The organism is Cupriavidus sp. UYPR2.512, assembly GCF_000379565.1.
Taxonomy (GTDB): domain Bacteria; phylum Pseudomonadota; class Gammaproteobacteria; order Burkholderiales; family Burkholderiaceae; genus Cupriavidus.
The window spans coordinates 168,436-181,844 of record NZ_KB902852.1; the positions used below are offsets into that span (position 1 = coordinate 168,436).

Genomic DNA, 13,409 nt, shown 5'->3' on the forward strand with positions numbered 1-13,409 from the left:
TCTCTCCCGTTTCCACCCCAGAAGTGCAGGCACCGGCGTGCCGGCTGCCTGTCTTGCCAATGTCCTTCGCTGGCCAACTCTTGCTTAACGGCAGGGACGGCGCGGTCTTTAGCAGTTTCCTGGGCAAGCCGGCCTATGCCGCCGCCGCGGAGTCCGCGTAGTCGGTATACCCCCGCGCATCTCCGCCAAACAAACTCTGGCTGTCAAAACCAGCCAGCGGCAGGCCGGCCGCAAAGCGTGCCGGCAGATCCGGGTTGGCGACAAAGGGGCGCCCGAACGCGACCAGGTCGGCCAGCCCTTGGCCCAGGATGCGTTCGGCGCGGGCCTGGTCATACTTGCCGGCCACGATTACGCGTCCCTTGTAGGCGGCGCGCAGCGCGTGGCGGAAGTCTTCGGGGATCTGCGGCGCGTCGTCCCAGTCCGCTTCCGCCAGGTGGATATAGGCCACGCCTGCTGCATCGAGCCGCTGTGCCAGCTGCAGGATGGTCGGAATGATCTCCGGGCAGTTCATGTTGCGCTGGGTGATGAAGGGCGCGAGGCGGATGCCGGTGCGCTCGGCGCCAGCTTCGCCGGCCACGGCGGCGACCACTTCTTCGGCAAAGCGGATGCGGTTGGCGATGGAGCCGCCGTAGGCGTCGGTGCGGTGGTTGGCGGTGGTGCGCAGGAACTGGTCGACCAGGTAGCCGTTGGCACCGTGGATTTCCACGCCGTCAAAGCCGGCGCGCATGGCGTTGGCGGCGCCGCGGCGGAAGTCTTCGATCACGGCGCGGATATCGGCCCCGGTCATGGCGCGCGGCACCGGGCAGTCGACCATGCGGCCGACGCCGTCGTCGCCGGCGACCCAGACCTGCGCATCGGGCGACAGCGGCGACGGCGCCACCGGCAGTCCGTCGGCATGGAAGCTCTCATGCGACATCCGGCCCACATGCCAAAGCTGCAGCACGATGCGTCCGCCGGCATGGTGCACCGCGTCGGTGACGCCGCGCCAGCCCTGCACCTGCGCCTCGCTATGGATGCCGGGCGTGAAGCTGTAGCCCTGGCCCTGGGGCGAAACCTGGGTGGCCTCGGTGACGATCAGGCCGGCGCTGGCGCGCTGGGCGTAGTAGGACGCCATCAGCGCATTGGGCACGTTGCCGGGCTGGCTGGTGCGGGCGCGGGTCATCGGTGCCATCACCATGCGGTTGGGCAGCGAGAGCTGGCCGAGGGGCAGGGGGCTGAGCAGGTGTTGTGCGGTCATGGTTGGGCTCCTGATGGGTGTGGTGTGTGGATGCACCATCGTCCCACTGGCCTCTTATTTGAAAAACCCCGCAATATTTGCTGCAGCTATCAATTAATATTTGAAAATCACAGCCCATCCCGGGAATCGACCGATGAAGGCCCTGCAAGACCTGGATATCTTCGTGCGCACCGCTGACAGCGGCAGCCTGTCGGCCGCCGCGCGGGCGCTGGACCTGACGCCGGCCGCCGCCAGCGCCGCGCTCAAGCGGCTGGAAGCAGAACTGGGCGCCCAGCTGTTCGTGCGTTCCACCCGCACCATGCGCCTGACGCAGGCAGGTGAACTGCTGCTGGCACAAGGCCGGCCGGCGCTGGACGCGTTGCAGCAGGTCGGCCAGCAACTGGCCACCGGCGTGCAGGCATTCCGCGGGGCGCTGAAGCTGTCGGCAACGTCGGATTTCGGCCGCAACCTGCTGCTGCCGTGGCTCGATGCCTTCCAGGCCCGGCACCCACAGGTGGAGATCCGTCTGCACCTGACCGACCGCATCGCCAATATCTACAGCGATCCGGTGGACGCGGCGTTCCGCTATGGCGAGCCGCCGGACTCCAACCTGGTCGCCTTGCCGGTGGCGCCCGACAACCGCCGCGTGCTGTGCGCGTCACCGCAATACCTGGCGCAGCACGGCACCCCGGACACGCCGCTGGCGCTGTCGGAGCATAACTGCCTGTGCTACATGCTCGGCGACGAGGTGCATGACCGCTGGCGCTTCTGGCGCCATGGCACCGATGCCGTCACGGTGCGCGTGCGGGCCTTCAATGTTTCCAACGACGGCGATGCGGTGCACCGCTGGACGCGGCTCGGCAAGGGCATCGCATACAAGGCCTATTTCGATGTGGCCGAGGACCTGGCCGAAGGGCGCTTGCAGGCGCTGTGCACGGACTGGGGCACCGAGGCGTCGCCGCTGTACATGGTGGTGCCGGGGCGGCGGCAGGTGACGCCGCTGCTGCGGGCGCTGCGGGATTTCGTGGCCCAGCGCACGGCGGAGCTGGCGGCGCTCGTTGGCCGATAGGGCGGGGGTGTGCGGGCGTGGCGGCATGCCCACTGGCGCACCGCCTGGGTGCCCGTTCTGCGCCTAGTCCACCTGCGCGCCCGATGCCTTCACGATGCGGGCCCACTTGTCCATGTCGGACGCCAGCATCTTGCTGAACTGCTGCGGCGTGCCCGTCATGACTTCGGCGCCCTGTGCCGCCAGCTTGTCGCGCAGGGTCTTGTCCGCCAGGATCTCCTGCATGGCCTGCCCGAGCTTTTGCGTCACGTCCTTCGGCGTGCCCTTGACCGCGAACAGGCCGACCCAGAGGTCGCCGCTATAGCCGGGCACGGTTTCGCCGATCGCCGGAATGTCCGGCGCGAACGGCGAGCGCTTGGCGGAGCTGACGCCGAGCGCGCGCACCTTGCCCGCCTTGATATGGGCCAGCACCGACGGCAGGCTGGCGAAGGCCAGCGGCACCTGGTTGCCCAGCACATCGTTCAGCGCCGGCGCGACGCCCTTGTAGGGCACGTGTTCGAGCTTGATGCCGGCCATGCTGTTGAGCATCTCGCCCAGCAGGTGGTTCAGCGTGCCATTGCCGGCGGAGGCATAGCGGTAGTAGTCGGGCTTGGCCTTGGCCAGCGCGATCAGCTCGGGCAGCGACCTGGCGGGGAAGGCGGGGTTGGCCACCAGCACGTTCGGCACGCTCGCCACCGGTGCGATCGGCTCGAAGTCCTTGACCGGATCGAACGGGATGCTCCGGTACAGCGACGGGTTGATGGCCTGGGTGCTGCTGATGGTCATCAGCAGCGTGTAGCCGTCCGGCGTGGCGCGGGCCGCGGCCTGGGTGCCGATATTGCCGCCGGCGCCCGGGCGGTTTTCCACCACCACCTGTTGGCCAAGCCGTTGCGACAGGGTCGCGGCGACCAGGCGTGCGACGATATCGTTAGTGCCGCCCGGCGCCTGCGGCACGATCATCTGGATGGGCTTGGACGGATAGGGGTCGGCGGCGAGGGCCCTGGCGCTGAACAGCGGCAGGCAGGCGGCCAGGGCAGCGGCGGCTGCCAGGGCGCGGCGGGTGCGTTGCATGGTGTCTCCTGGAGTTGCGGGGCCGTGAATGCCGGCCCAGGCTGGTGGCAACTCTAGCCGACTGCCGCGCCGGCGTGAAATTCAATCGCCGACTACGGGCATAAGTTTTATTGATCGGCTGCAGGCGGCGGCTTCAGCGACCCGCCCGCCGCGATGCGCCCGGCCACCAGTTCACGCAGCACCTCCGCCACGGCCTCGGCCGCGCTGGTCCGCGGCAGCGCGCGTGGCCAGCACAGCGACAGCGTGCGGCGCAGTTCCGGCACGATCAGGTGCCGCGGCACTTCGCTGTCCGCCTCGGACAGTGACGACGCGGGCAGGATGGTGCAGGCCAGGCCCTCGCGCGCGGTCGCCAGCAGGAAGGGCAGCGAATCCAGGTCGGCCACCACGTTCAGCGGCACGCCGGCCTGGGCGAAGGCAAGCTCGACCACTTCGCGCAGGCCCTGCGAGCCGCTTGGCAGCACGAGTGGCAGCTCGCCCAGTGCCTTGATCGCGACCTTAGCGTCTTGCGTACCGGCCTGCGCCCGGGACTTCGCTTGCGCCTTTGCGCGCCCGCGCGTCACGGGAAGCGTCCCGACCAGGTATAGCGGTTCGCTTGCCAGCCGCTCCAGTTCCACCGCGCGCGACGGCACATCGCGGAACAGGATGGCGAAATCCAGCCGGTTGTGATCCAGCAGCTCCGAGATATAGCCGCTCATGCTCTCGAACAGCTGAAGCCGGATCTGCGGATAGCGGGCGCGCACGGCGCGGATCAGCGGCATGCCGAATGCCGCTGCCGCCGTGGTGGGCAGGCCGATGGCAACCATGCCGGTGGCATCCGTGCCCGCCACCCGGACCTCGGCGCCGGCGATCTCCACCTGCCGCAGGATATTGCGGGCGTGGCGATAGAGCGTGCGGCCGGCTTCCGTGGGCTTGACGCCTTTGGCGCCGCGGTGGACCAGCGGCACGCCCAGCTCTTTTTCCAGCGTCGCCAGTTGCTGGCTGAGTGCGGGCTGCGCCACGCAGACCACTTCGGCGGCCCGCGTCAGGCTGCCCTGGTCGACGATGGCGATGAAATAGCGCATGGCGCGCAGGTCCATGGCGGGCTCCGGGGATTTTCAAAGTATTCATTTTACTTATGATCCCCTCGGCAATCGGTATTTCCCAGGTGCGGCCCGGTCCGGTAGATTGCCGTCAGGACATTGCGCAAAACCGGATACCACCATGCCCCATCCCCTCGAAGGCATCACCGTCGTTTCCCTGGAGCAGGCGATCGCGGCCCCGTTCTGCACCCGCCAGCTGGCGGACCTGGGCGCGCGCATCATCAAGATCGAGCGGCCTGGCAGCGGCGATTTTGCCCGCGCCTACGACACGCGCGTGCGCGGCTTGTCTTCACACTTCGTCTGGACCAATCGTTCCAAGGAGAGCCTCACGCTCGACGTCAAGCACGCCGCGGCCGCCCCCGTGCTGGCCGGACTGCTCGAACGCGCGGATGTGCTGGTGCAGAACCTCGCGCCCGGCGCGGCCGCGCGCCTGGGCCTGGATTTCGACAGCCTGAGCGAAAAGTACCCGCGCCTGATCGTGTGCGATATCTCGGGCTATGGCAGCGACGGCCCGTACCGCGACAAGAAGGCCTACGACCTGCTGGTCCAGAGCGAATCCGGCTTTGTCTCCGTGACTGGCACGCCGGAGGACGGCGTCAAGGCCGGCGCCTCGGTGGCCGATATTGCGGCCGCCATGTATGCCTATACCAATATCCTGGCCGCGCTGCTCGAACGCGGCAAGACCGGGCGCGGCAAGCGCATCGATATCTCGATGCTGGAATCGATGGTGGAGTGGATGGGCTTCCCGCTCTACTATGCCTTCGATGGCGCCGAGCCGCCGCCGCGCGCGGGCGCGGCGCACGCCACCATCTATCCCTATGGCCCGTTTCCAACCGGCGATGGCAAGACCGTGATGCTGGGACTGCAGAACGAGCGCGAGTGGGTCGTGTTCTGCCAGGCGGTGCTGGGCGAACCCGATCTGGCCGCGCATCCCGACTTTGCCAGCAACAGCCTGCGCAACCAGAACCGCGCGGCGCTGCGCGCGCGCATCGTCGAGAGCTTCTCGGGCCTGACCGCCGCCGAGGTGGTCGACCGGCTGGAGGGCGCCAGGATCGCCAATGCGCGGGTCAATACCATCGCTGACGTCTGGGACCACCCCCAGCTGGCGGCGCGCCAGCGCTGGCGCCAGGTCGATACGCCGGTGGGTCCCGTGCCGGCGTTGCTGCCGCCGGGCATGACCGAGGCACGCATGGACCCGATTCCGTCGCTCGGCGCGAGCACTGATGCCATCCTGGCCGAGCTGGGCCAGACCGCGGACCAGATTGCCGCATTGCGCTCGTCCGGCGCAGTCTGAAAGAAGCCGCCATGCCGATCGCCAATCCGCGCAGCTACCTGTTTGTCCCGGCCTCGCGTCCGGAGCGCATCGCCAAGGCGATCGGCTCCGGTGCCGATGCCGTCATCGTCGACTTCGAGGATGCAGTCGCGCCCGCCGACAAGGGGCACGCCCGCGACGGGCTTGCCGGCCCATGGGCGGCGCTGGGCGAGCAGGCAGCGGCGGCGGGCGTCGCCATGCTGGCGCGCATCAACGGTGCCGATACCCCGTACTACGAGGACGATCTCGCCTGGTGCCGCGCGCAGGGGGCCGCCGACATCGTGCTGCCGAAGGCGGATCCGGCCGACGTTCATGCGCTGGCTGCGGCATTGCCGGGGGTGCGCTGCTGCCCGCTGGTCGAGAACGCCGCCGGCTTCGCCGGCTTGCGCGAACTGGCCCGCGCCGGCAGCGTGGTCCGGCTGCTGTTCGGCAGCATCGACCTGATGTTCGACCTCGGCGTGCATGACGATGGCGAAGCGTTGCACTACTTCCGCAGCCGGCTGGTGCTCCATTCCCGCGCGGCGGGTTTGCCCGCGCCCGTGGATGGCGTTTGCACCGCGATCGGCGATGACGCCGCGCTTGCCGCTGAAACGCGCCGCGCCCGGGCCTTCGGCTTTGGCGCCAAGCTGCTGATCCATCCGGACCAGGTCCGCGGCGTGCACGACGGCCTGGCGCCGTCGGCCGATGAACGGCATTGGGCCGGGCGCGTCATGGCCGCGGCCGCCGCTGCCGATGGCGCCGCGGTGGCAGTGGACGGCAAGATGGTGGATCGCCCCGTGCTGGAGCGCGCACGCCGGATCTTGGCCGGCGCCTAGTCCACCGGCGTCAATCCAGCCGCTTGCCCGCCGTCTCCGGCACCATCGCCAGCCCCAGCAGCGAAATCAGGCCGCAGCCGATCACATACAGCGCCGGCGCGCTGGCATTTCCGGTCAGCTCAATCAGCCAGGTGGCGATCAGCTGGGCGAAGCCGCCGAACACCAGCACGCCGATGCAATAGACCACCGACAGCCCGCTCGCCCGGATGCGGCGCGGGAACAGCTCGGTGATCAGCACCACCGACGGCACCGTATTCAGCACCAGCAGCAGGGCCAGTACCGCGACCACTGCCAGCAGCATCCCCAGCGACGGCCGCGCGTTGAGCAGCATGAAGGTGGGATAGACCAGCACCAGCATGGCCACGCGCGACCACAGGATGGCGGGCTTGCGCCCGATCCGGTCCGACAGCCGGCCGGCATACGCGGCCAGCGCCACCTGTACCAGCGCGGCGACGCAGCCGGCGGCCATGCTGAGCCCGAGCGGGATCTTCAGCACCGTCACCGCGTAGCTGGTCATGTAATGCAGCACGATATAGGTCGCCGAGGTGCCGCCGATCGTCACCAGCACGCCGGCCACCACGACGCGGCCGTGTCCGCGGAAGATCTCGGCCAGGCCGGTGCGTTCGTGGCCCGGCGCGCAGACGGCCGGCGCCTCGGCGGTTTCTTCCAGGTGGCGGCGGATATAGAGGCCCAGCGGGATGACCAGGATGCCGATGGCGAACGGCACGCGCCAGCCCCAGCTTTGCAGGGCATCAGGCGACAGCCCGTTGGTCAGCGACAGCCCGACCACCGCACCCAGCAGCACGCTGACGCCCTGGCTGAACAGCTGCCAGCTGCCGTAGTAGCCGCGTGAATGGTCATCGGCGTACTCCATCAGCAGCGCCGTGGAGGCGCCGACCTCGCCGCCCAGCGCAAAGCCCTGCAGCAGCCGCGCCAGCACGATCAGCAGCGGCGCGGCCAGGCCGGCCTGCGCATAGGTGGGCGTGACCACGAACAGCAGCGAACCCAGCCCCATCAGCCACAGCGTCAGCGCCATGGCCGGCTTGCGCCCCACGCGGTCGGCATAGAGCCCGATCATCAGGCCGCCGAGCGGGCGCGCGACAAAGCCCACGCCAAACGTGGCCAGCGACAGCATCAGCTGGCCGAAGCTGCCGGTCACGGGAAAGAACAGCTTGCCGATCAGTACCGCGAAGAAGCTATAGACGGTGAAATCGTAGAACTCCAGGCCGTTGCCAATGGTGATGGCTGCGATCACGCGACGGCGCGGCGCGGCGCGGCTGGCCGGGGGCGCGGCATAAGCGCCGTCAAGCGGCTGCGCGGGCAGGGAAGTGGACATTCGGTGTCTCCGTGGGTGGGGTGGCGCCGGCCTCGGGGCCGGTCATTGTCGATGGCGGAGCGTGGCTCAGCGCAGGTAGCGCTCGACCAGCCTGACCCAGTAGGTGGCCGCAAGCGGCAGGCAGGCGTCGTTGAAGTCGTAGCCCGGGTTGTGCACCATGCAGCCGCCCTCGCCATCGCCATTGCCGACGATCAGGTAGCAGCCCGGGCATTGCTCGAGCATGAAAGAGAAGTCCTCGCTGCCGGTCAGCGGCACCATGTTGTCGATCAGGCCGTCCTCGCCCAGCCATTCACGGGCGACCTCGCGAGCCATCTCGGTGGTGGCCGGGTGGTTGACCAGCACCGGGTAGCGGCGGTCGTAGTGCACCTCGGCGCTGGCGCCAAAGCTCTCGGCCTGCGCATGTGCCAGCGCGGTGATGCGGGCCTGCAGCAGGTCGCGCACCTCGGCCTTCAGCGCGCGCACCGACAGGCGCAGCTCGGCGCTTTCCGGAATCACGTTGGGCGCCTTGCCGGCTTCGATCGCGCCGACGGTTACGATGGCCATGTCGAGCGGGTTCACGTTGCGCGCCACCACGGACTGCAAGGCCATCACGATCGATGCGCATGCCACCACCGGATCGACTGCCCGGTGCGGCACCGCGCCATGGCCACCGCGGCCGGTGACGCGGATCGTGACGGTATCCGACGAGGCCATGAACGGCCCGCCCAGGAAGCCGAACTTGCCGGTCGGGTGGCCGGGCATGTTGTGCAGCGCGAACACCGCATCGCACGGGAACAGGCGGAACAGGCCGTCCCGGATCATCTCGCGCGCGCCGCCCATGCCTTCCTCGGCCGGCTGGAAGATCACGTGCAGCGTGCCCTGGAAGGGCTTGTGCTCGGCCAGGTAGCGGGCCGCGGCCAGCAGCGTGGCGGTGTGGCCGTCGTGGCCGCACGCATGCATCTTGCCGTCGATCTTGCTGGCATACGGCAGGCCCGTGGCTTCGCGGATCGGCAGCGCGTCCATGTCGGCGCGCAGGCCGATGGCGCGGCCCTCGCCGTGCCGCAGGGTGCCCACCACGCCGGTGCCGCCCAGGCCGCGATGCACGGCATAGCCCCAGGCCTGCAGGCACTCCGCCACCAGGTCGCTGGTGGCGAATTCCTCGAAGCCGAGTTCGGGGTGGGCGTGGATGCGGTGGCGCAGGTCCACCATCTCGGCTTCGATGGCGCGAATGCCGGGCAGGACGGGATCTGGATGCATGGGGTCTCCGGTGGGCTTTGTCGGGGGATGGCGTGCGGCGATCATATGCAGGGCGCCTGCGCGCCGATAGCCGCAATGCTGTTATCCTGACAACCACTGGTTGTCACCACCGCGAACCGCCATGATGATGAAACTCCACCAGATCCAGGCGCTGGTCGCCGTTGCCGATGCCGGCAGCATCCGCGCCGCCGCGCGGCTGGTCGGGCTGTCGCAGGCGGCGGTCACCAAGGCGCTGCGCGAGCTCGAAAGCGAGGCGCGGCTGCCGTTGCTGTCGCGTACCGCTAGCGGCGTGGCGCTGACCGAGGCGGGGCAGCGCATGCTGGGCCACGCCCGCCTGGTGGTCGGTCAGCTTGCCCGAGCTAGTGAGGAGCTGGCCACGCTGCGGGGCGAAGGGGTGGGGCGGCTGAGCATCAGCGTCACGCCGTGGGTCATGCTGACGTTCCTGCCGCGCGTGCTGCTGCACTTTCGCGAACGCATGCCAGGCGTGCAGGTGGAGATCTTTGAGGGCCTGACCGCGGTGGCCCTGCCCCGCCTGCGCGAAGGCACGCTGGACTTTGCGGTGGGCCCGTTCACGGCGGCGATGTCCACGCAGGAATTCGAATGCGAGCCGCTGCTCGCCTACACCTCGTGCGTGATCGCGCGGCGCGGGCACCCGTGCGCGGATGCGCGCTCGCTGCACGGACTGCTGGAGCAGGACTGGGTCGTCAACTACACCGCGGCCAGCTACGAGTCCTTTATGCGCAACCTGTTCTGGCAGCATGACGCGCGTATCGACCCGGCGCGGCTGCATTGCGCGCACTCCACCGCGCTGCTGCTGGAGTTGATCCGCAATGCCGGCATGATCAGCTATTGCCCGCGGCCGCTGTTGCTGACCGAGCCGATGCGCGGCTGGGTCCACGCCTTGGCGCTGGCCGAGCAGTTCGAGACCGGCCGGCTCGGCATCATCACGCGCCATAACGCGGTGCGCAGCCCCGCGGCGCAGTGCTTCACCGACTGCCTCCTGCAGGAAATCCGGCGCCGCGCGCGCTCGGCGGCGCAGAAGGACAGCGAGTTGTTCGACCAGCTGGAAGTCTTGTACTGAGTGTCAGGGCGCGCGTCTGCGGTGCTGCCGGATAAAGAAAATCGGCCCCCGAGGGGGCCGATCAGTCAGCGTGTGAGGGGCTCAGGCGGCTTCTTTCAGTGCCGCCAGCGCGCGCCGGCCGGCGACCAGTTGCTGTGCCACTTCGGCCACGCGGGCACCCAGGTGCTCGGCGGTGCGCAGGTCGGCCAGCGGCGGCACCACGTCGGCGCTTTCATCGGCGTTGGACTGCGCGGCGGCGCCCAGGAAGAAGCCGTGGCGGTTCAGCGAGTCCTCGGTCGACTTGGAGTTGTTATGGCCCGGGGGCAGGCCCAGGTTGACCCAGTGCATGCCATGCTGCGCCGCGAAGATCGCGATCTGCTGCAGCGTGGCCAGCTTGTCGCCCGAGCGCGAGGCCGCGTTGGTGAAGCCGGCTGCGACCTTGTTGGCCCATTTGCCGCCCTTGGCAAAGACATTGCGCGAGGTGGCGTCCATAAAGCCCTTGAACTGTGCCGAGGCGCTGCCCATGTAGGTCGGCGCGCCGAAGATGATGGCGTCCACCTGCTCCAGCGTGTCCCAGTGCTGGTCGATGTCCTCGACCGGGATCAGCAGGCTTTCAGCGCCTGCGACATTACCGGCGCCGCGCGCAACGGCCTGGGCCTGCCTGGCGGTGTGGCCGTAGCCGCTGTGGTAGACGATGGCGACGCGGGTTTGTGCGGTGGTCATGATGGCGGATCCCTTGGTAGTTGCGAAAATCTGAATACCCTTATGCTGCATCGCGTGATGAAGTGGTGCGGTTGCGGCGGGTGGTGAAAGCAGTGTACGGAGCCGTTGGGTTGGCTGCGTGAGCATCCATGCAATCAGTTGTTGAATTTTTCTGAACATCTGGAATTCGGTGCCGGCATCGTCTCTTCCGCGGGTTTTCCCCGCAGCCATGCGCATGGCAATAGTGCTGTGGAAACGATAAAGTTGCGACACATTCACCTGTCCCCGGCGCCCCACACTCTGCGCCAGGACCCGCAACCCGCTTCCGATCCATGAAACCAGGCGGCAGGCAGATTTTGGCGGTCCGGCGGCAGCGCCGTTCCGGTATCCCCCGCATCCCGTTGGCGAGCTCCTCCGCACTGGCGTTCACCGCGCTGGTCCTGGCCAGCGCCGGCACGCGTGCCGCCGACCCGCCCGGCACGGCAGTGGCCGCGGCCACCGCCGAAACGCTGCCCGACGTGGTGGTCAGCGCCACCCGCAGCGAGCAGCGCCGCTTTGATGCGCCGGCGGCAGTGGACAGCGTGCCGGTCGATCCGCTGCGCAGCGCCACGCCGCTGGTGAACCTGTCCGAGGTGCTGGCCGGCGTGCCGGGCGTGGCGGTGCGCGACCGGCAGAACTACTCGCAGGACCTGCAACTGGCGGTGCGTGGCTTTGGCACGCGCTCTACCTTCGGCGTGCGCGGCGTGCGCTTGTATGTCGACGGCATTCCGGCCACCATGCCGGACGGGCAGGGCCAGGCTGCCACTGCCGACCTTGCCAACGCGAGCCGCGTCGAGGTGCTGCGCGGGCCGTTTGCGCAGATGTATGGCAATGCGTCGGGCGGCGTGGTGCAGGTGTTCACGCCTGATCCGCCCAGGGATGGCTTTAGCGGGCGCGCGTCGACGGGCTTCGGCTCGGATGGCCAGTGGCAGGCGGGCATCGCGCTGGCCGGCGGCAACGACCGGCTCGGCGGCTCGCTCGATGCCTGGACCTACCAGACCGACGGCTACCGCGACCACAGCGCGGCGCGGCGCTACCAGCTCAATGCCAGGGTAGTGGCGCAGCCGGCCAGCGGCACGCGCGTGACCGGCCAGTTCAACTATTTCAACCAGCCGCTGGCGCAGGACCCGCTGGGGCTCACGCGCGCGCAGGCCGATGCCAACCCGCGCCAGGCGGTGTCCGCCGCGACCCAGTTCGATACTGGCAAGAATGTCGAGCAGACCCAGGCCGGCGTAGTGGTGGACCACCAGCTGACCGGGATCGACAGCTTGTCGGCACGCCTGTACGGCGGCACGCGCAACCTGTACCAGCAGCTGGGCTTCAGCGGTGCCGCGCCCAATTCGGCCGGTGGCATCGTCGACCTGGACCGCACCTACGGCGGCGCCGCGCTGTCATGGAGCCGGCGCACCACCACTGCCGCCGGCCTGCCGCTGCTGTGGAGCGCCGGGCTGGAAGCCAACGGCATGCGCGACGGCCGCAACGGCTACGTCAACCAGAACGGCACGCAGGGCGCGCTGCGCCGCGACGAGACCAATACCGCGACCGACCTTGGCGCCTTTGCGCAGTTCGACTGGACCTTCCACCCGGCGTGGCAACTGGTGGGCGGCGTGCGCGCCAGCCGGGTGCGGCTTGGCATTGACGACCATTTCATCAACGCGGCCAGCCCCGATGACAGTGGCAGCGCGACCTACAGCAACGTCAGCCCGGTGCTTGGTGTGGTGTGGCACGCGCTCGATTCCCTCAACGTCTACGCCAACCTCGGCCGTGGCTTCGAGACGCCGACGCTGACCGAAGTTGCCTACGGCCCCGGCGGCGTCGGCAGCAACCTGGGGCTGCAGGCCGCCACCAGCCGCCAGGGCGAGGTCGGCATCAAGTGGCAGGCGGCGGGACAGCGGCTTGAGGCGGCGCTGTTCGATGCCGACAGCCACGACGAAGTGGTGCCCCAATCGAACAATGCCGGGCGCACCGTCTACCAGAATGTCAGCGGCGTGCACCGGCGCGGCTTCGAACTGGGCTGGCGCGGCGGCTTCCTCGGCGAGGTGGGCACACCGGGCAAGGGCGGCGGCAGCCGTATCGAGGCAGGACTGGCCTATACCTGGCTCGATGCATACTTTGGCGACAGCTTCGTCAACGCGCAGGGCCAGACCGTGGCGGCCGGCAACCGCCTGCCCGGCACCGCGCGCCACAGCGTGGGCGCCGACTTGTCATGGCGGCCGGCAGCGCCGCTGACGCTGGGGGCCGAGATGCGCGTGGACAGCCGCGTCTACGCCGACGACCTCAACACGCAGGCCGCGCCAGGCTATGCGGTGTTCAACCTGCGCGCCGGCTATGAGTTCCGCATCGGCCCGACCCGGCTCTACGTCTTCGGCCGCATCGACAACCTCACCGACCGGCGCTATATCGGCTCGGTGATTGTCAATGAGGCCAACGGGCGGTATTTTGAACCCGCGCCCGGGCGGCGCTTCTTCCTGGGCCTGCGCGCGGCCCTGTGAGCCGCG

General features: G+C 69.0%; 11 protein-coding genes. 5 read left to right on the forward strand and 6 right to left on the reverse strand.

Going from position 1 to position 13,409, the window contains the following annotated elements:
- Positions 1–133 precede the first annotated feature (133 nt).
- Positions 134–1,237 carry an alkene reductase gene (locus A3A5_RS0100785; protein ID WP_018308759.1) on the reverse strand — a complete coding sequence of 368 codons (1,104 nt, stop codon included), beginning with the start codon at positions 1,235–1,237 and terminating at the stop codon, positions 134–136.
- A gap of 133 nt (positions 1,238–1,370) precedes the next feature.
- Here A3A5_RS0100785 and A3A5_RS0100790 point away from each other — a divergent pair, with 133 nt between their 5' ends.
- Positions 1,371–2,285: a LysR family transcriptional regulator gene (locus A3A5_RS0100790; RefSeq protein ID WP_018308760.1), complete on the forward strand. Its 915-nt coding sequence runs from the start codon at positions 1,371–1,373 to the stop codon at positions 2,283–2,285.
- Positions 2,286–2,348: 63 nt separating this feature from the next.
- On the opposite strand, the gene A3A5_RS0100795 is transcribed toward A3A5_RS0100790, so the two are convergent.
- Both A3A5_RS0100795 and A3A5_RS0100800 read right to left on the reverse strand, forming a co-directional pair.
- Entirely contained in the window at positions 2,349–3,332 is a 984-nt protein-coding gene (locus A3A5_RS0100795) for a tripartite tricarboxylate transporter substrate binding protein (RefSeq protein WP_018308761.1), read from the reverse strand.
- A gap of 107 nt (positions 3,333–3,439) precedes the next feature.
- Positions 3,440–4,408 (reverse strand): LysR substrate-binding domain-containing protein, encoded by a 969-nt coding sequence (locus A3A5_RS0100800; protein WP_018308762.1) that lies wholly within the window; start codon positions 4,406–4,408, stop codon positions 3,440–3,442.
- A gap of 124 nt (positions 4,409–4,532) precedes the next feature.
- Here A3A5_RS0100800 and A3A5_RS0100805 point away from each other — a divergent pair, with 124 nt between their 5' ends.
- Together A3A5_RS0100805 and A3A5_RS0100810 are read left to right on the forward strand one after the other, a co-directional pair.
- Positions 4,533–5,705, forward strand: a complete 1,173-nt coding sequence (locus A3A5_RS0100805) for a CaiB/BaiF CoA-transferase family protein (protein WP_018308763.1) — start codon at positions 4,533–4,535, stop codon at positions 5,703–5,705.
- 11 nt (positions 5,706–5,716) lie between these two features.
- On the forward strand, positions 5,717–6,538 hold the full coding sequence (locus A3A5_RS0100810) for a CoA ester lyase (protein ID WP_018308764.1): 822 nt from the start codon (positions 5,717–5,719) through the stop codon (positions 6,536–6,538).
- A gap of 10 nt (positions 6,539–6,548) precedes the next feature.
- Here the strand turns inward: A3A5_RS0100810 and A3A5_RS0100815 are convergent, their stop codons facing one another.
- Complete coding sequence (locus A3A5_RS0100815) at positions 6,549–7,874, reverse strand: MFS transporter (RefSeq protein WP_018308765.1); 1,326 nt, start codon at positions 7,872–7,874, stop codon at positions 6,549–6,551.
- Positions 7,875–7,940: 66 nt separating this feature from the next.
- Positions 7,941–9,110: a M20 aminoacylase family protein gene (locus tag A3A5_RS0100820; protein WP_018308766.1), complete on the reverse strand. Its 1,170-nt coding sequence runs from the start codon at positions 9,108–9,110 to the stop codon at positions 7,941–7,943.
- A 121-nt stretch (positions 9,111–9,231) separates the two neighbouring features.
- Between A3A5_RS0100820 and A3A5_RS0100825 the strand changes: the two genes are divergently transcribed.
- Positions 9,232–10,191 (forward strand): LysR family transcriptional regulator, encoded by a 960-nt coding sequence (locus A3A5_RS0100825; RefSeq protein ID WP_018308767.1) that lies wholly within the window; start codon positions 9,232–9,234, stop codon positions 10,189–10,191.
- Between the two features lie 81 nt (positions 10,192–10,272).
- Here the strand turns inward: A3A5_RS0100825 and A3A5_RS0100830 are convergent, their stop codons facing one another.
- The gene (locus A3A5_RS0100830; protein WP_018308768.1) at positions 10,273–10,893 is read right to left on the reverse strand and encodes a flavodoxin family protein; all 621 of its coding nucleotides are present in this window, start codon (positions 10,891–10,893) and stop codon (positions 10,273–10,275) included.
- A 311-nt stretch (positions 10,894–11,204) separates the two neighbouring features.
- On the opposite strand from A3A5_RS0100830, the gene A3A5_RS0100835 reads away from it, so the two are divergent.
- The gene (locus A3A5_RS0100835; RefSeq protein ID WP_026200326.1) at positions 11,205–13,403 is read left to right on the forward strand and encodes a TonB-dependent receptor; all 2,199 of its coding nucleotides are present in this window, start codon (positions 11,205–11,207) and stop codon (positions 13,401–13,403) included.
- Positions 13,404–13,409: the final 6 nt, after the last annotated feature.